The organism is Cloacibacterium normanense (genome assembly GCF_002943105.1).
In the GTDB taxonomy this organism is placed as follows: domain Bacteria; phylum Bacteroidota; class Bacteroidia; order Flavobacteriales; family Weeksellaceae; genus Cloacibacterium.
Genome location: NZ_PTPZ01000001.1, coordinates 272,629 through 289,136, shown reverse-complemented (window position 1 = coordinate 289,136; position 16,508 = coordinate 272,629). Strand labels below are relative to the sequence as shown.

Sequence of the window (16,508 nt, the reverse complement as noted above, 5' to 3'; positions counted from 1 at the left end):
ACCAAAAATTAGAAATGAACGCTTCACAAAACAAAAAAATAAAATTCGAAGAATTGGGTCTTAAAAATTATCTTGAGGCTTTTGAATATCAACAATCTTTAATGGATGAAATCATTGCCATTAAAATCAAAAACAGAGAAAACGAAGACCAAGAACCCGAAACTACTCCTAATTATTTACTGTTTGTAGAACACCCACATGTTTACACTTTAGGAAAATCTGGTGATGAGCACAATATGCTTGCTAATGAAAGTAAACTAAAAGAAATAGACGCCACTTTCGTAAAAACCAATCGCGGTGGAGACATTACTTATCACGGTTTTGGTCAACTTGTAGGCTATCCGATTTTAGATTTAGACAACTTCAAATCAGATATTCATTTATATATGAGAAATCTAGAAGAAGTAATCATCAGAACCATTGCAGAATACGGTTTAAAAGGTGAAAGAAGTGTGGGCGAAACTGGAGTTTGGCTCGATGTAGGAAAACCTTATGCTAGAAAAATTTGTGCATTGGGCGTTAAAACTTCAAAATGGGTGACTATGCACGGTTTTGCCATCAATATCAATACAGACTTACGATATTTCGAATACATTATTCCTTGCGGAATTAAGGACAAAGCCGTTACTTCTCTAAAAAGAGAGCTTGAACGTGAAATAGACGTAGAAGAAGTAAAAGAAAAAATAAAAAAACATTTTCAAGATGTTTTCGAAGCGGAACTTTTTTAAGTTTCGCTTTTTCTTTTTAAAAAATCTTCGCTCCTCTGTAAACCTCCGTTTGAGATTCCATCAGCGGAGTTGCGTTTTGTCTAAAAGCAAAAAGATGTTCTGTTCCTGCATGTAAATGATGATGTTCTTCGGTTTCCCAAAGTTCAATTAAGAAAAAAGTGCCTTTGTTTTCTCGGTCTTCTATTAAATCATATTGAAGACAACCTTCTTCTTTTCTGGTTTCTATTACTAATTTTTTCAATAATTCTATCGCATCAAAAAGGTGATTCTCTTTAAATCTAAATAATGCTACAATGTGTAAATTCATAACTGACTGTAATTTCTAAAACAAAAGTATTGATTTTTAAAAAACCTCAGAAATAAATTTTTGAAAGTTTCTCAGAATCCTAAAACCTCCCCATTAGAAAATTCATAAAAAAAGTATCTAATTTTTATTAATTCGTAATTCCAAAAAATTTTTATCTTTGTGAAAATTCAAAAAGTAAAATGGCAGAATACAAATTAATCCTTCCAAGCATGGGAGAAGGCGTGATGGAAGCTACTATTATCAGTTGGTTATATAATGAAGGCGACACCGTAAATGAAGATGATTCTGTGGTAGAAATTGCTACCGACAAAGTAGACTCTGATGTTCCTACACCAGTTTCTGGTAAAATTGTAAAAATTTTAAAACATAAAGACGAAGTTGCTAAAATCGGTGAAGCAATCGCTATTTTAGACATTGCAGGTGAAGGAGAAGCTGCACCAGTTGTAGAAACTCCGAAAGCAGAAGAGCCTAAAACTGAAGTTCCTGCTACAGAAGTAGTAAAAGTATTAGAAAAACCTTTAGCTACTACTTCTACTCCTCAAGAATTTTCTGGAGATGTTTATCTTTCTCCACTCGTAAAATCTATTGCTCAAGAAGAAAATATTTCTGAAGCAGAACTTAAAACCATTAAAGGTTCTGGTTTAGAAGGCAGAATTACCAAAGAAGATATTTTGGCTTTTGTAAAAAACAGAGGCACTTCTACTCCAGTTGCTGCGCCAGTTCAAGTAACTGCTCCAGTTGCTGCTGCTCCGCAATCTGCGCCAGTTCCGGTTTCAGAAGGTGACGAAATTATCCCAATGGATAGAGTTAGAAAAATCATTGCAGATGCTATGGTTAATTCTAAGAGAACTTCGCCACACGTAACTTCTTTCATAGAATCAGATGTAACGAATGTGGTAAAATGGAGAGCTAAACATAAAGATATTTTCGAAAAACGTGAAGGCGAAAAATTAACTTTCATGCCTATTTTCGTGAAAGCTGTGGTAAAAGCTATTCAGGATTTCCCAATGATTAATGTTTCTGTAGATGGCGACAAAATCATCAAAAAGAAAAATATCAACATTGGTATGGCAACTGCTTTACCAGACGGAAACCTTATCGTTCCTGTGATTAAAAATGCTGACCAATTATCACTTTCTGGATTGGCAAAAGCAATTAACGATTTAGCGTACAGAGCAAGAAACAAAAAACTTCGTCCAGAAGATACTCAAGGTGCTACTTACACCATTTCAAACGTAGGAACTTTCGGAAATTTAATGGGAACGCCTATTATTCCTCAACCGCAAGTTGCGATTTTGGCAATTGGTGCGATTGTGAAAAAGCCAGCAGTTATTGAAACCAAAGATGGCGACATGATTGGCATCCGTCAAATGATGTTTATGAGTCATTCTTATGACCACAGAGTTGTAGACGGTTCTCTTGGAGGAATGTTCCTAAAACATGTTCATGATTACCTACAAAATTGGGACATGAATACAGAAATTTAAGAGTCAAGTAAAAAGATAAAAGAAACCTTCGAAATTTTTCGGAGGTTTTTTTTTGTGGATTCCCCTCTTTTAGAGGGGTGTCAATCCGCTTTAGCGAGATTGACGGGGTGTTTTAGAAGCATTTCCCGCTTTCCGCTATATCTTTTTCTTGCAACCGCAATTCCCAATCTAAGAAAAAGGATGTCGCTGCAATCGGGGCTAGTTACGTTTTCGTCAAAAAATTGCTATTTTTGAAAAAAATTGAACTTTCATTAACTTAATCATACTGTTTGTCATTGCGTAGGAATGTAGATTTCACAATGAATAATCTTTGTAGAGATTCCTTCGGAATAACAAAATAAACACTTAATAAATTAAAATAATAATGCCTAACTTCCAAATCCGTAAAGCAACACCAGAAGACACAGAAACTATCTTTAATTTAATCTACAAACTCGCAGTTTACGAAAAACTAGAAAATGATGTCATTACTTCAGTAGAAGAACTTCGCACCAATATTTTTGAGAAAAAATTTGCAGAAGTTCTCATCGCAGAAGAAGACGAAAAACCAGTTGGTTTTGCACTCTATTTTCACAATTTTTCTACGTTTGTTGGCAAACCAGGCATTTACTTAGAAGACCTTTTCGTAGAACCAGAAATGCGTGGAAAAGGTTACGGAAAAGCACTTTTAGTAGAATTGGCTAGAATTGCCAAAGATAGAAACTGTGGTAGATTAGAATGGAGCGTACTTGATTGGAACACGCCTTCTATAGAATTTTACAAATCTCTTGGTGCAAAACCAATGGACGAATGGACGGTGTTCCGTTTAGACAAAGATGGAATAGAAAATTTAGCGAAATAAATCTAAATTCTGGCATTAACACATCATTAAATCAACAAATTATCACATCAATATTGTGTATTTAAAAAAGTTTCAATACTTTTGCACCTCGAAATAATTAACAAATATTTTTAACATTATGAACAATTACGAAACTGTTTTCATTTTAACTCCCGTTCTATCTGACGCTCAGGTGGAGGAAGCAGTTAAAAAATTCGAAGACTTCTTAAAAGAGCACAACTGCGAAATCGTTGCTAAAGAAAATTGGGGTCTTAAAAAATTAGCTTATCCTATTCAATTAAAAAAGAATGGATTCTACACTTTGATTGAATTCAAAGGTGAAGGTACTGTAGTTGCAGGTTTAGAAACTGCTTTCAAACGTGACGAGAGAGTAATCCGTTACTTAACTACTAAACTTGATAAGCATGGCGTAGAATACGCAGTGAAAAGAAGAGCTAAAGTAAAAACTGCTAAAGCTTAATTTTTAACCCTTAAAAAATTTACAAAAATGGCAATCGACGACATGGCAAAACAAGCATCAGCTGGAGGTGAATCAGAAGTAAAATTCCTTACTCCACTTGATATCAATACTAAATCTGATAAAAAATACTGTAGATTCAAAAAATTCGGTATTAAATACGTAGACTATAAAGATGCTGACTTCTTATTACAGTTCGTAAACGAACAAGGTAAAATTTTACCAAGAAGATATACAGGTACTTCTCTTAAATATCAAAGAAAAGTTTCTGCAGCAATCAAAAGAGCTAGACACTTAGCTTTAATGCCTTACGTAGCAGACTTATTAAAATAATTATTAACAAAAAATAAATTGTTGGTTTTAGCTCACTAAACCTAACTTTTTAAAACAAAAAAGGACAACAACAATGGAAATTATCCTAAAAAAAGACGTAGAAAACTTAGGTCTTGAGTTTGATACAGTAAATGTAAAACCAGGTTACGCAAGAAACTTCTTAATTCCTCAAGGTTATGCACTTCTTGCAACTCCTAAGAATAAAGCTGCTCTAGAAGCTACTTTAGAAGCTAGAAAAGAAGAAGAAGCTAAATTAATCGCTGCTGCAACTGCAATCATCGAAAAATTAAAAGCTACTACCATTTCTATCTCTGCTAAAGCTGGTGCAGGTGATAAGATTTTTGGTTCTATTAACAATGCTACTTTAGCTGAAGAATTAGCTAAAGCTGGTGTAGAAGTAGACAAAAAATACATCAAAATCCCTGGAAACACTATCAAGAGAACAGGTAAATTCTCTGCTAAAGTAAGACCTCACAGAAACGTAGAATTCGAATATGAATTCGAAGTTGTTTCTGATGTAGTTGCTGAAGAAGCAAACACTGAAGCTTAAAATTCAGACTTATAAATATTAAGAACGCTCTCAAAATTTTGAGAGCGTTTTTTTATGCTTTTCATTTCACAAATAGATAATTTATCTAGACTTTATTGAAAATTTGGCAATTTATAAATTGTTGCTCTCATCACATTTGATTATTTTTGAATTTAAACTTTCCTTATGAATTTCAACACCGAAAATCTTGATAATGAAACACTACTCCACCTTTACAAAGCAATGGTTTTACCTAGAACCATAGAAGAAAAAATGCTCATTGCTTTGCGCCAAGGTAAAATTTCGAAATGGTTTTCTAGTTGGGGACAAGAAGCCACTTCTGTAGGTTCTGCTCTTTCGATGAACAAAGAAGAATACATCTTGACCATGCATAGAAATTTAGGCGTTTTTACTTCAAGGGAAATTCCATTGGATAGACTTTTTTCTCAGTTTCAAGGAAAAATGAATGGTTTCACCAAAGGAAGAGACAGAAGTTTTCATTTCGGGACTCAGGAATTCAAAATTGTGGGAATGATTTCGCATTTGGGTTCACAAATGGGAGTTGCAGACGGAATTGCACTTTCTCATTTATTGAATCAAGAAGAAAAATGCACACTAGTTTACACTGGTGATGGTGGCGCTTCTGAAGGCGATTTTCACGAAGCGGTAAACACTGCCGCTGTTTGGAATTTGCCTGTGATCATCGTCGTTGAAAATAATCAGTGGGGACTTTCTACACCTTCTCGTGAACAGTTTAGATGCAAATCATTCGCAGATAAGGGAATTGGCTACGGAATAGAAGCCCATTCTATTAATGGAAATAACATTTTGGAAGTTTACCAAACTTTCAAAAATTTAGCAGAAAGCATCAGAAAAAATCCTAGACCTATATTGGTAGAATGCAATACTTTTAGACTCAGAGGTCATGAAGAAGCTTCAGGAACGGCCTATTATCCAGAAGGAATGATTGAAGAATGGACAAAACAAGACCCAATTGCTAACTATGAACAATTCTTACTTTCTGAAGGAATTTTAACCCAAAATTTGATTGAAGAAATAAAAGAATCCTATAAAAAGCAAGTTGACGATGCACTTGACCAAACCATCGCAGAACCAGAAATCATTCCGAATAAAAAAACAGAATTAGAAGATGTTTATGCGCCTTTTGATAATCAAGAAATCTTACCACAAAAATTACAAAACAGAGAAATAAGATTCATCGATGCGATTTCTGAAGCGATAGAAATTTCCATGAAAAACCATCCCAATCTTGTTTTGATGGGACAAGATATTGCAGAATATGGTGGCGCTTTTAAAATTACAGAAGGTTTTGTTGAAAAATTTGGCAAAAAAAGAGTGAGAAATACACCATTGTGTGAAGCTGCGATTGTAGGTTCTGGTTTAGGACTCAGCATTAATGGCTACAAATCTATGGTAGAAATGCAGTTTGCAGATTTCGTGACAGAAGGTTTCAATCAAATCATTAATAATTTGGCAAAAACACATTACAGATGGAACCAAAAAGCAGATGTAGTGGTAAGAATGCCAACTGGAGCGGGAACTGGAGCGGGACCTTTTCACTCTCAAAGTAATGAAGCATGGTTTACCAAAACTCCAGGATTGAAAATCGCTTATCCTGCGTTTCCAGATGATGCAAAAGGTTTATTGATTCAAAGTTTTGAAGACCCAAATCCAGTATTGTTTTTCGAACATAAAAAATTATACAGAAGTCTGAAAGGAAACGTTCCAGAAGGATTCTACACTACTCCATTTGGTAAAGCCAGAACAGTGAAAGAAGGAAATGACATTACCATTATCACTTATGGTTTAGGCGTTCATATGGCAATGGAATTTGCAGAAAAAAATCCTGAAATTTCTTTAGAAATTATAGATTTAAGAACGCTGGTTCCACTCGATACTGAAACCATTTACGAATCAGTGAAAAAATGCAATAAAGTGATTATATTGCATGAAGATACTTTAACTTGTGGTTTCGGAGCGGAACTCTCTGCACTCATTACTGAACATTGTTTTGAGGATTTAGACGCTCCTATTCTACGTGTAGCTTCTATGGATACGCCAATTCCGTTCAATAAAAAGCTCGAAGACCAATTTATGCCCAATGAAGAATTGGCAGAAGCTGTAGAGAAAATTTTGAAATATTGAGAAGCTAGAAGTTGGATGTTAGATGTTAGATGTTAGATGTTAGATGTTAGATGATGGATGTCGGATGTCGAAACTCGGAATTGTTTTGCGTGAGCGATTGCAGCGGAAATCCCGCAGTGAAAATGGCGCGAGCGAAGCGAGCGTTAGTTTTCACGAGGAATTGCAGCGAAAAGCGCGGTATTTTTTGGCATGGAAAAAGCAAAGGAAAAAAATACACGCCCAAAAAATTGTAACTTTGGCTTGATATTTGAAAACTTCTCTTAAAAAAAAAAAATTATGAAAAAATATATTTTAGCAGCAGGATTAGCATTGGGTTCAGTGGGAATTATTACCACTACCACACAATCTTGTATGACGATTGCCACTACAGTAGGACTTTCGGTTCTTAAAAAGATTTTAATTGGTGGCGTTTCTAAAGGTTTAGGAATTTTTAAAGATAAAAACAGTTTCTTGGGCAATGAATTGATTAACGCTGCGCTTCCACAACAGCTGAAAGACATTAACTCTACTCTAGAAAAATTAGGATTAAGCAATTTGGTTCAGAAAGAAAAAGGATACATTGCAGATGCTGCAGCATTTGTTGCTCCGATTGCAGAACCTATTTTAATCAATGCGATTAATGATATGACATCAGCAGAAGCTCAACAAATTGCACAAGGTGGAAGTGGCGCTGCAACTGCTTATCTTAAACAAAAAACCAGTGCACAACTCATGGCTGCCATCGCTCCAAAAGTAGACGCTAAACTCAATGAATACGGAATTGTAAGAAGTGTAAATCTTGCTTTACAAGGAAATAATTTACTTGGCGGTCTATTAGGAAATCAAAATTCTAGTTCTTCTGCAAGTTTAAGTTTGAGCAATTTAGCGGCTGAACAAATGGTGAATGGACTGTTCAACATTGTAGAAAATTACGAAAAAACAAATCCAGAAAATCCTATGAATATTCTGAAATAGAGGTTTTCATCACAATAATATGTAAAATCAATTGCGAGCTATTGCAATTGATTTTTTTGTGCATTACTTTTGACAAAATTTAAAACACAATGACGGCAAAAGAGCAAGGAAAAAGGCTTCTGAAGTATATAACTAAAGAAAGAAAAGATGTTCTGAATATTTACTTTTATGCTATATTAAGTGGTCTGGTTCAGTTGAGTTTACCACTGGGAATACAAGCCATCATCAGTTTTGCGATGGGTGCAACTATGGTTACTTCTATCTATATTCTCATTGCATTTGTAGTTCTTGGAACGTGGTTGGTAGGATTTTTTAGGGTGAAAGTAATGGAAATCATCGAAAAAATTCAGCAGAAAATATTCGTAGAATATGCCATTTCTTTTTCGGAAACTTTACCAAAAATAAAACTCGAAAAGACCAATCAATATTACTTACCAGAACTTATCAATCGTTTTTTTGACACTCAAAATCTACAAAAAGGAATTTCTAAAATTCTCCTCGAAATTCCGACTGCTATTATTCATATTTTATTTGGGATTATTCTCCTCTCTTTTTATCATCCATGGTTTTTAGCTTTTGGCGGAATTGTATTGGTAGGAGTCGTTTTGATTTTTAATTATACTTCAGAAAAAGGGATACAAACAAGTTTAATCGAAAGTGATAAGAAATATTTTGTCGCATCTTGGTTAGAAGATATTGCCAGTTCGGTGAAATCTTTCAAAGCCAATAAACATACCAACCTTCACCTTAGAGAAACGGATGACAGACTTCTGGATTATCTGAGTTACAGAACGCATCATTTCAAAGTTCTTTTATTTCAATATAAAACCATCATTTTCTTCAAAGTTTTGATTACACTGGTTATGTTAGTAATCGGAACCTATTTATTGGTAAATCAAAAATTGAATATTGGTGCGTTTATCGCTGCAGAAATTGTAGTGCTTACCATTTTAACCGCCGTAGAAAAACTCATTAAAAGTTTAGAAAGTTATTATGATGTCATTACGGCGCTCAGCAAACTTTCGAAGGTTACCGATTTACCACAAGAAAATGAAACAAGCGATATTATCCATATCAAAGATGATATTCAATCTATTGAATTTAAAAATGTTTCTTTTGGTTTTGGAGATGAAGATATTCTGAAAAATTTAAATTTCAAAGTTCAACCAAGTAGTATCAATGTGATTTCGGGAGAGCTTTCTTCAGGTAAATCTTTGCTTATCAATTTAATGTCTGGGATTTACGCCCCTACTTCTGGTCACATTTTATACAATGATGTTTCTTCTAAAAATTTAACTCAAGACCAAATCAGAAGAGGAATCAGTATTCACACAGATGATATAGATGTTTTCAAAGGAACAGTACTGGAAAATATTCAACTAGGAAATGAAAAAATAACTGTAGAAAAAATCAATCATATTGCTCAAAAAATAGGAATTGATGATTTCGGGACTAAGTTTACCAACGGATTTTTGACCAAAATTCAAGATGGAAACTCTCAACTTTCTTACAGCAATAAGAAAATAATCCTTCTGCTAAGAGCTCTTGCTACGGATAATAAAATCATCATTTTAGAAGATCCTTATGATGGACTTTCAAAAGAAATCAAAGAAAAAATGATAGCGTTTTTACAAGAATTAGCCAAGGAAAAAACCATTATTGTGGTTACTCAAGATGATGACTTTATCCAAAAAGCTCATCAACATTTTCACATGATTAATGGCCTATTAGAAACTAAAAAATAAAACGATGCAACTCAAATCACTCGAAAATATTTATCATATCAATAAGAAATCAAATGTTGCCAAATGGTTTTTATTTACTTTTTTAGCATTTGTTTTCATTATGTTTTTGCCTTGGACTCAGAATATTAAAACTCAAGGAAATGTTAATACTTTATTTCAGGAACAAAGACCTCAAAAACTCAACTCTCCTATTCCTGGAAGAATCATCAAATGGTACGTGAAAAACGGAGATGTAGTCAAAAAAGGTGATACTATTCTTCAAATTTCTGAAATTAAAGACGATTATTTAGACCCACTTTTGGTAGAAAGAACTCAGGAACAAGTTCAAGCAAAAAAAGGAGTCAGAGAATATTATAATGCCAAAATTTCTACCACAGAAAACCAAATTGCAGCCATTACTGCCACTAAAGATTTAAAACTGAATCAAATTAAAATTAAAATTGCTCAGTTACAAAATAAATTAAAAGCAGAACAAGCCGAACTTACCGCCGTAAACAACGAATTAAAAATTGCTCAAGACCAGCTTAATCGTCAGAATAAAATGTATGAAGAAGGTTTGGTTTCTCTTACTCAGTTGCAACAACGAAATGTAAGTTATCAAAATGCTCTCGCCAAGAAAACTTCTGCGGAGAATAAACTGGCACAAACTCAACAAGAAATCACGGCTCAAAACATAGAACAAAACGCTGTTATTCAAGAATATACAGAAAAATTGAGTAAAACTGAAGGTGATCGCTTCCAAAGTATGGGACAAGTTGCAGGAAGCACTGGTGACATTGCAAAATTAGAAAATCAAGTGGCAACCTATAAAGTGAGAAAAGGTTTGTATTACATTTTGGCAACACAAGACGGACAAATTACACAACTCACGAAAGCTGGAATTGGCGAAATTGTAAAAGACGCAGAAACCATCGGAATTATTGTTCCGAAAAAGATAGATTACATCGCAGAAATTTATGTAAAACCTGTAGACTTACCGCTGATTAGAGAAAATCAAAAGGTGATGCTCACTTTCGACGGATTTCCTGCGATTGTTTTCTCAGGTTGGCCTAATTCTAGCTACGGAACTTTTTCTGGAAAAATTATTGCCATAGAAAATTCCATCAGTGAAAACGGTTTATTTAAAGCGATTGTTGCCGAAGATAAAACTCAAAAAAGATGGCCACCCAACATGAAAATTGGAACAGGAGCCAGTGGAATTGCCATTCTGAATGATGTGCCGATTTGGTACGAAATATGGAGAAATATCAATGGTTTTCCGCCAGATTATTATCAAGTAAACACCCAAAAGAATGAGAAAAAATAAAATTTTATTGCTTATTTTTCTTTTCACGTCTTATCATTTTTTCGCTCAAGATTCTATTGCTTTGAGTTATGCAAATTATATTTCTTGGGTTCAAAAAAATCATCCGATTATTAAAATTTCTGATTGGGAAAAAAATATTGCTCAAAATAATATTTTGAAAGCTAAAGCTTTACTTGACCCAAATATTTCAGCAAAAATTGGCGAAAAAAAAATAGACAACACGCTTTATTACAATCAAAAAAACATAGAAATGAATCTCCCAACTTGGTACGGAATCGATTTCAACATTGGCACCAATGATTTGACTGGAAATAAACTGAATAATGAAGAAACTAAAGGCGTTCTGAATCATGTAGGAATAAGCATTCCGCTTGCAAGAGATTTGGTTTACAATAAAAGAAGAACCGCTATTCAGCAATCTAAAAATTTCAGCAAAATGACCTTTTACGAGCAAGAAATGCTCAAAAATGAAATCCTTTTGGAAGCTAATTTTAGTTTTTGGGAATGGGTAAAAAATTACGAAATTTTAGAATTGAACAAAAAAGTCCTAGACCTCAACAAAAAAAGATATCAATTGGTCAAAAAATCTTTTGAATTGGGAGAAAGACCAGCCATTGATACTGTAGAAGCTTTCACGCAACTGCAAAGTTTCGAAGCCAAAACCATAGAATCTCAGAACAAGTATAATATTTCTACCATAGAACTTTCACAATTTCTTTGGAAAGAAAACGGTGAAAATTACAATCTTCCGCTGTTTACTAAACCAAGTGAACAACTGAACACACAGTTTACCCAAGATTATTTTATCATCACCGAAAAACTTTTACAAAATATTGATGCACAATATGCGCTGAATTATTATTTTGAAAAATCTAAATCTTTGGAACTGGAAAGGAAACTAAAATGGCAAAATTTTCTTCCTAAAATCAATTTCAACTACAATTTGTACAATAAAGAGTTTAAAAATCAGGACATTCTGCCACTTTTTGACAATAATTATCAATATGGTATAAAATTGGAGTTACCCATATTCATGAGAGAAGCTCGTGCTGATTATCAAAATATTAAGCTGAAAATTCTCCAGAATGATGAGAATATAAAATTTAAAAACCAAGAATTAAAAACCAAAATACAGACTTACAATGCAGAAATGGGCAATTTCTTATCTTTAACTCAAAATAATGAATCGCTCATTGAGAATTATAAAAGGCTTTTAAAAGCCGAAGAAATAAAATTTTCTAATGGTGAAAGTTCACTTTTCTTAATTAACAGCAGAGAAAACAAACTATTAGAAACTCAAGAAAAATTTTTAGAACTGAAAGCCAAAACGATTAAAACTTATTTTAAACTGAACTGGCTGGAAAACAACACTTTAAAACAATGATAGAAGTAACAGGAAACGAACCATTTGATGAACAAGCAGAATTTTATGCTTCTTTAAAAATAAATTTAGAGAAAAATCACAATTTCCCTGAAGATTATCTTTATAAATTCATCATTCTCAATAATCAAGAAAAACTTACCGAAATTTATAAGGTTTTTGACGGCACCAAAAATACTTTTTCTACCAGAGAAAGCAGTAACGGAAAATACATCAGCGTTACGATACAATGTTTCGTACTGGATGCGGAACATGTGATCAGACTTTATCAAGAAGTTGCCAAAATTGAGGGCGTAATTATGTTGTAGGATGTTGTAAGACAAAAGTACAAAGTAAAAACTTCTCAAATCTAACATCTCACATCTGAAATCTTATAATTTGAAATCTATGAAAATTTTAGTAACAGGAGCCACTGGTTTAATCGGGAAATACTTAGTTCGAAAACTAAAAGAAAAATGTCATGAAATTGTAATTTTGACCAGAAAAAAATCGGGAAAACCTAATGAATTCCAATGGAATCCAGATCAAAATTTCATAGAAGATGAAGCTTTTGAAAACATAGAAGCCATCATTCATTTAGCTGGTGCTACCATTGCCAAAAGATGGACGAAAGAATATAAAAAAGAACTTTACAGCTCTAGAATTAATGCTGCTAATCTTCTTAAATCTTACTGCGAAAAGCATCAAATCAAACTAAAAAGCTTTATCTCAGCTTCTGGAATAAATTATTACGGAACTTTTACGAGTGATGAAATTCTCACTGAAAATTCGCCCATCAAAAAACTAGATTTTTTGGCTGAACTATCAGTAGATTGGGAAAAATCTGCTTATCAATTTTCTGAAATTTCAGAACGTGTGGTTTGTCTAAGAACAGCAATGGTTTTGGCAAAAGAAGGCGGAAGTTTTGTTCCATTGAAAAAATTAACGGATTTCAACTTGGCTTCACCTGTAGGAAAAGGAAAACAATGGATGAACTGGATTCACATAGAAGATTTGGCGAATATGTATGTAGAAGCGATTGAAAATTCTCAATACAATGGAAGTTACAACGCGGTAGCAGATGAAACCGTTACCAATGAAGCTTTCATGAAAAGTATGGCTCAAAAATCAAATAAATTTTTCTTGCCTATTCCTGTTCCAGCATTTATGATGAAACTGATTATGGGAGAAATGTCTTCTATTATTTTAGAAGGAATCAGAGCGTCAAACGAGAAAATAAAATCAACAGGATTTACTTTTAAATATGCCGATTTAAATGCTGCTTTAGAAGATTTAATCAACAAATAAAAAACTTTAAATCAAAAAAGCGAACTCTTTCGAGTTCGCTTTTCATTTATTTTATAGAAATTTTTCTAATTTTTCTATTTCTCTTGCGATGATAGCTTTATTATCTTTTATCACAATTGGTCTTTGCAAAAGTTTAGGATAATTTGCCAAAATAGAAACTAAACCACTATCAGAATAAGTTGTTTCTGAAAAATTTTCTTTCCACAAATCTTCATTTTTTCTGATAATGTTATGTATTGAAGTATCTAGTTTAGATAATAAATCTTCTATTTCTACTTCAGATAATGGGTTTTCTAAGTAATTTCTTACTTCAAATGCCACACCTTTAGATTCTAAATACAGCAAGGCAGCTCTAGATTTTCCGCAGCGATTATTATGTAAGATAGTGATCATATATTTTGGATATTAGATGTTTAATGATGAATTTTTATCAATGTTCTCTAATTCTCAATCATTCTACAACGCTACTGCTTAAAAAAGTCCGTGCAATTCTGCTTCTATTTTCTCTAAAATATACCCGAAATCTTCTGGTCTTTCTACAAAATCTAAATCATCAACTTCTATAATGAGTAGTTTACCTTCTTTGTAGTTAGAAATCCATTTTTCGTATTTTTCGTTTAGTTTAGATAAATATTCTATGCTAATGCTGGCTTCATAATCTCTTCCTCTTTTGTAGATTTTCTTTACTAAATTAGGAACATCTGACTTTAAATAAATAAGCAAATCTGGTGCCGAAACAAAGGATTTCATCAGATGAAACACCGAAGAATAATTGTTAAAATCTCTTTCGGTAAGCAAGCCCATATCATTTAAGTTTTCCGCAAAAATATACGCATCTTCGTAGATGGTTCTGTCTTGAACTATATTTTTACCACTTTCTCTAATTTCTTTTACCTGGCGAAATCTGCTTCCTAAGAAATAGATTTGGAGCGCAAAACTCCATTTGCTCATGTCTTCGTAAAAGTCTTCTAAATATGGATTATGATCTACATCTTCAAATTGCGCATCCCAACCATAATGTTTTGACAACATGGTAGTTAGAGTAGTTTTTCCCGCGCCTATGTTTCCAGTAACAGCAATATGCATCGATTCTATTTTTCTATTCCGTAAAGATAAAGTTTGTCTTCTATCAAAGCCAAAAAATGATTGCTGTTTTTTTCCACAATGATAAAATTTTCTTTAGAAAATACTGGATAGAATAATTGAGCTGGTGTGTAGAGTGAAATGGTATTTTGTTCTATCACGTAAATTTTATCATTTACGCGTCTTAATCTTTTACCATTATCTATGTCGATAGAATATTTCTGAGCACCTTTGAGTTTATAAACGCTGAAACATTTTTCTCTGAGTAAGTATAAGTGATTTTGATACACGATAAAATCTACCACAGTACTCAAATCCATGTCAAAAGGAAAGATATTGATGATTTTATCCTCTCGATAATTGTACTGTATCAATTGCTTTCGAGCTGAATCTAACACCCAAATAAACTGTAAATCTTGCGAATAAACCGCTTTTACATGTCCGAATTTTTGGTATAAATTAAGGTACTGAATTTCATTAAGATTCTGGTCTAGAATTTTAATTTCCTGTCCGTTTTCTGAGAATAAAAAAATATTCAGAGGGTTTTCAACCGATTGTATTTTAAACGGTTGCGGAAACATGACTTGTGCTTTTTTATGACCAAGAGAATCATATTTCAGAATACTCAAATCGCTATTGCGATACACATAAATGTTCTCATAATCATCTATAAGAACATCTCTAATACTATCTTTTATGATAATAGGAAATTCTTTTTGTGCAAAAAGTGCAGAACAAATAAATGTAAAAATAAGTGATAATCGTTTCATGGCATTTGTGTTTATAAAATGTATTGTCAAGAAAAAACCAGAAACTTTCAGCATGAAATTTACTTTATTTTTACTTCATAAATTTTGTCCCAATTTTTTCCTGTAATAAGCATATTCTGCCCTTTGAAGGCAATTCCGTTGAGAACATCATCTGTTCCTGTGTTGTGTTTTTTCACAATTTCTGAGAAATCTATTCTCGCCACCACTTCTCCAGATTTTGGATTAATTTTTAGAATAATCGGCTTTTGCCAAACATTAGCGTAAACAAAACCGTTATCATATTCTAATTCATTTAATTGGTCATACACTTCAGTATTTCCAGCTACAGAGATATATTTCACCATTTTAGAAGGGTCATTTACATCTAAGAAATATAGATTTTTAGTTCCGTCTGAAGCGATAAGATTTTTACCATCATACGTTAAACCCCAACCTTCTCCCATTACATTAGGATAAGGAAATTCTGACAAAAGTTTAAGCGATGATTTATCATAAATAAAACCTTTTTTATTTTGCCAAGTCAGTTGATACACTTTGTTTCCTACAATCGTGCTTCCTTCAGAGAAAACATCTGCTGGTTGTGCGGTAAAAGTTGTAGCATTGGTTTGACCTAAGGTATATTTTAAAATTTTAGATTGTCCGGTTTGTCCATCACTTTCATAAATAGTATTTCCTTCTAGCTGAAATCCCTGTACAAAATTAGCCTTATCATGAGGATATTCTGCTACGATTTCATAAGTCAATTGCGCTTCTGGATTTTTAGCGAAAACGTTTATGGTAGCATCTTGACTCAATACTTTTCCATCTCTGGTAATATTGATGGTTACCGCATTATCTCCTAAAGTAAAAAATGCTGGATCTACTACTAAATCGCTGGTTTCTTTGTCTCCGAAGCTGATGCTGATGCTTTCTGCGTTTTCTGTAACTTCTTTGGGTAGGTTTATTTTGTCCCCGAAATGATAACCTTTGGTTTCCATTTCTGTATTATAGGTATTGAGAGCGTCTAAAATCTCTTTGTCTTTATTACATGAAGTCAATAAAAATAGGGCAAATATACTTACGAAAAGTGTTTTTTTCATTCTTAAATTATTTAGTTCAAAATTACAAAAAAAGCACCACTCTATAAGAATGATG

General features: G+C 33.1%; 18 protein-coding genes. 13 read left to right on the top strand and 5 right to left on the bottom strand.

What is annotated here, in order from left to right:
• Nucleotides 1-14 precede the first annotated feature (14 nt).
• Nucleotides 15-728 (top strand): lipoyl(octanoyl) transferase LipB, encoded by a 714-nt coding sequence (gene lipB, locus C3729_RS01285; protein WP_104792479.1) that lies wholly within the window; start codon nucleotides 15-17, stop codon nucleotides 726-728.
• Nucleotides 729-744: 16 nt separating this feature from the next.
• On the opposite strand, the gene C3729_RS01280 is transcribed toward lipB, so the two are convergent.
• Nucleotides 745-1,035, bottom strand: coding sequence for a putative quinol monooxygenase (locus C3729_RS01280; protein ID WP_104792478.1), 291 nt, complete (start codon nucleotides 1,033-1,035; stop codon nucleotides 745-747).
• Nucleotides 1,036-1,214: 179 nt separating this feature from the next.
• Between C3729_RS01280 and C3729_RS01275 the strand changes: the two genes are divergently transcribed.
• The 12 genes from C3729_RS01275 to C3729_RS01220 all read left to right on the top strand — a co-directional run bounded on the left by C3729_RS01275 (nucleotide 1,215) and on the right by C3729_RS01220 (nucleotide 13,521).
• Nucleotides 1,215-2,522 carry a dihydrolipoamide acetyltransferase family protein gene (locus C3729_RS01275; protein ID WP_104792477.1) on the top strand — a complete coding sequence of 436 codons (1,308 nt, stop codon included), beginning with the start codon at nucleotides 1,215-1,217 and terminating at the stop codon, nucleotides 2,520-2,522.
• Between the two features lie 364 nt (nucleotides 2,523-2,886).
• Complete coding sequence (locus C3729_RS01270; protein ID WP_185117720.1) at nucleotides 2,887-3,363, top strand: GNAT family N-acetyltransferase; 477 nt, start codon at nucleotides 2,887-2,889, stop codon at nucleotides 3,361-3,363.
• Between the two features lie 118 nt (nucleotides 3,364-3,481).
• A complete protein-coding gene (rpsF, locus tag C3729_RS01265; RefSeq protein WP_069796667.1) occupies nucleotides 3,482-3,823 on the top strand; it encodes a 30S ribosomal protein S6 in 342 nt (113 codons plus the stop codon).
• 27 nt (nucleotides 3,824-3,850) lie between these two features.
• Nucleotides 3,851-4,153: a 30S ribosomal protein S18 gene (rpsR, locus tag C3729_RS01260; protein ID WP_069796669.1), complete on the top strand. Its 303-nt coding sequence runs from the start codon at nucleotides 3,851-3,853 to the stop codon at nucleotides 4,151-4,153.
• A gap of 73 nt (nucleotides 4,154-4,226) precedes the next feature.
• Nucleotides 4,227-4,703, top strand: coding sequence for a 50S ribosomal protein L9 (gene rplI / locus C3729_RS01255; protein WP_104792475.1), 477 nt, complete (start codon nucleotides 4,227-4,229; stop codon nucleotides 4,701-4,703).
• Between the two features lie 165 nt (nucleotides 4,704-4,868).
• Nucleotides 4,869-6,848, top strand: a complete 1,980-nt coding sequence (locus tag C3729_RS01250) for a thiamine pyrophosphate-dependent enzyme (protein WP_104792474.1) — start codon at nucleotides 4,869-4,871, stop codon at nucleotides 6,846-6,848.
• A 276-nt stretch (nucleotides 6,849-7,124) separates the two neighbouring features.
• On the top strand, nucleotides 7,125-7,802 hold the full coding sequence (locus C3729_RS01245; RefSeq protein WP_104792473.1) for a DUF4197 family protein: 678 nt from the start codon (nucleotides 7,125-7,127) through the stop codon (nucleotides 7,800-7,802).
• A gap of 89 nt (nucleotides 7,803-7,891) precedes the next feature.
• The gene (locus C3729_RS01240; RefSeq protein WP_104792472.1) at nucleotides 7,892-9,547 is read left to right on the top strand and encodes a peptidase domain-containing ABC transporter; all 1,656 of its coding nucleotides are present in this window, start codon (nucleotides 7,892-7,894) and stop codon (nucleotides 9,545-9,547) included.
• 4 nt (nucleotides 9,548-9,551) lie between these two features.
• A complete protein-coding gene (locus C3729_RS01235; RefSeq protein WP_104792471.1) occupies nucleotides 9,552-10,853 on the top strand; it encodes an HlyD family secretion protein in 1,302 nt (433 codons plus the stop codon).
• Nucleotides 10,840-12,237, top strand: a complete 1,398-nt coding sequence (locus tag C3729_RS01230; RefSeq protein WP_104792470.1) for a TolC family protein — start codon at nucleotides 10,840-10,842, stop codon at nucleotides 12,235-12,237. The genes C3729_RS01235 and C3729_RS01230 overlap by 14 nt, the downstream gene beginning before the upstream one ends.
• Complete coding sequence (locus C3729_RS01225) at nucleotides 12,234-12,542, top strand: DUF493 domain-containing protein (RefSeq protein WP_104792469.1); 309 nt, start codon at nucleotides 12,234-12,236, stop codon at nucleotides 12,540-12,542. The genes C3729_RS01230 and C3729_RS01225 overlap by 4 nt, the downstream gene beginning before the upstream one ends.
• A gap of 79 nt (nucleotides 12,543-12,621) precedes the next feature.
• The gene (locus tag C3729_RS01220) at nucleotides 12,622-13,521 is read left to right on the top strand and encodes a TIGR01777 family oxidoreductase (RefSeq protein ID WP_104792468.1); all 900 of its coding nucleotides are present in this window, start codon (nucleotides 12,622-12,624) and stop codon (nucleotides 13,519-13,521) included.
• Between the two features lie 51 nt (nucleotides 13,522-13,572).
• Here C3729_RS01220 and C3729_RS01215 read toward each other — a convergent pair whose 3' ends face one another.
• From C3729_RS01215 to C3729_RS01200, 4 genes are all read right to left on the bottom strand, one after another.
• Nucleotides 13,573-13,914, bottom strand: a complete 342-nt coding sequence (locus C3729_RS01215; RefSeq protein ID WP_104792467.1) for an ArsC/Spx/MgsR family protein — start codon at nucleotides 13,912-13,914, stop codon at nucleotides 13,573-13,575.
• Between the two features lie 78 nt (nucleotides 13,915-13,992).
• Nucleotides 13,993-14,607 (bottom strand): deoxynucleoside kinase, encoded by a 615-nt coding sequence (locus tag C3729_RS01210; RefSeq protein ID WP_069796688.1) that lies wholly within the window; start codon nucleotides 14,605-14,607, stop codon nucleotides 13,993-13,995.
• Between the two features lie 5 nt (nucleotides 14,608-14,612).
• Nucleotides 14,613-15,374 (bottom strand): hypothetical protein, encoded by a 762-nt coding sequence (locus C3729_RS01205; protein ID WP_104792466.1) that lies wholly within the window; start codon nucleotides 15,372-15,374, stop codon nucleotides 14,613-14,615.
• Nucleotides 15,375-15,433: 59 nt separating this feature from the next.
• Nucleotides 15,434-16,453: a glutaminyl-peptide cyclotransferase gene (locus C3729_RS01200; RefSeq protein ID WP_104792465.1), complete on the bottom strand. Its 1,020-nt coding sequence runs from the start codon at nucleotides 16,451-16,453 to the stop codon at nucleotides 15,434-15,436.
• Nucleotides 16,454-16,508: the final 55 nt, after the last annotated feature.

What these genes read in the sequence shown, in the direction of transcription:
- lipB (WP_104792479.1), top strand. Translation starts at nt 15, where the DNA reads ATGAACGCTTCACAAAACAAAAAAATAAAATTCGAAGAATTGGGTCTT.
- C3729_RS01280 (WP_104792478.1), bottom strand. Translation starts at nt 1,035, where the DNA reads ATGAATTTACACATTGTAGCATTATTTAGATTTAAAGAGAATCACCTT.
- C3729_RS01275 (WP_104792477.1), top strand. Translation starts at nt 1,215, where the DNA reads ATGGCAGAATACAAATTAATCCTTCCAAGCATGGGAGAAGGCGTGATG.
- C3729_RS01270 (WP_185117720.1), top strand. Translation starts at nt 2,887, where the DNA reads ATGCCTAACTTCCAAATCCGTAAAGCAACACCAGAAGACACAGAAACT.
- rpsF (WP_069796667.1), top strand. Translation starts at nt 3,482, where the DNA reads ATGAACAATTACGAAACTGTTTTCATTTTAACTCCCGTTCTATCTGAC.
- rpsR (WP_069796669.1), top strand. Translation starts at nt 3,851, where the DNA reads ATGGCAATCGACGACATGGCAAAACAAGCATCAGCTGGAGGTGAATCA.
- rplI (WP_104792475.1), top strand. Translation starts at nt 4,227, where the DNA reads ATGGAAATTATCCTAAAAAAAGACGTAGAAAACTTAGGTCTTGAGTTT.
- C3729_RS01250 (WP_104792474.1), top strand. Translation starts at nt 4,869, where the DNA reads ATGAATTTCAACACCGAAAATCTTGATAATGAAACACTACTCCACCTT.
- C3729_RS01245 (WP_104792473.1), top strand. Translation starts at nt 7,125, where the DNA reads ATGAAAAAATATATTTTAGCAGCAGGATTAGCATTGGGTTCAGTGGGA.
- C3729_RS01240 (WP_104792472.1), top strand. Translation starts at nt 7,892, where the DNA reads ATGACGGCAAAAGAGCAAGGAAAAAGGCTTCTGAAGTATATAACTAAA.
- C3729_RS01235 (WP_104792471.1), top strand. Translation starts at nt 9,552, where the DNA reads ATGCAACTCAAATCACTCGAAAATATTTATCATATCAATAAGAAATCA.
- C3729_RS01230 (WP_104792470.1), top strand. Translation starts at nt 10,840, where the DNA reads ATGAGAAAAAATAAAATTTTATTGCTTATTTTTCTTTTCACGTCTTAT.
- C3729_RS01225 (WP_104792469.1), top strand. Translation starts at nt 12,234, where the DNA reads ATGATAGAAGTAACAGGAAACGAACCATTTGATGAACAAGCAGAATTT.
- C3729_RS01220 (WP_104792468.1), top strand. Translation starts at nt 12,622, where the DNA reads ATGAAAATTTTAGTAACAGGAGCCACTGGTTTAATCGGGAAATACTTA.
- C3729_RS01215 (WP_104792467.1), bottom strand. Translation starts at nt 13,914, where the DNA reads ATGATCACTATCTTACATAATAATCGCTGCGGAAAATCTAGAGCTGCC.
- C3729_RS01210 (WP_069796688.1), bottom strand. Translation starts at nt 14,607, where the DNA reads ATGCATATTGCTGTTACTGGAAACATAGGCGCGGGAAAAACTACTCTA.
- C3729_RS01205 (WP_104792466.1), bottom strand. Translation starts at nt 15,374, where the DNA reads ATGAAACGATTATCACTTATTTTTACATTTATTTGTTCTGCACTTTTT.
- C3729_RS01200 (WP_104792465.1), bottom strand. Translation starts at nt 16,453, where the DNA reads ATGAAAAAAACACTTTTCGTAAGTATATTTGCCCTATTTTTATTGACT.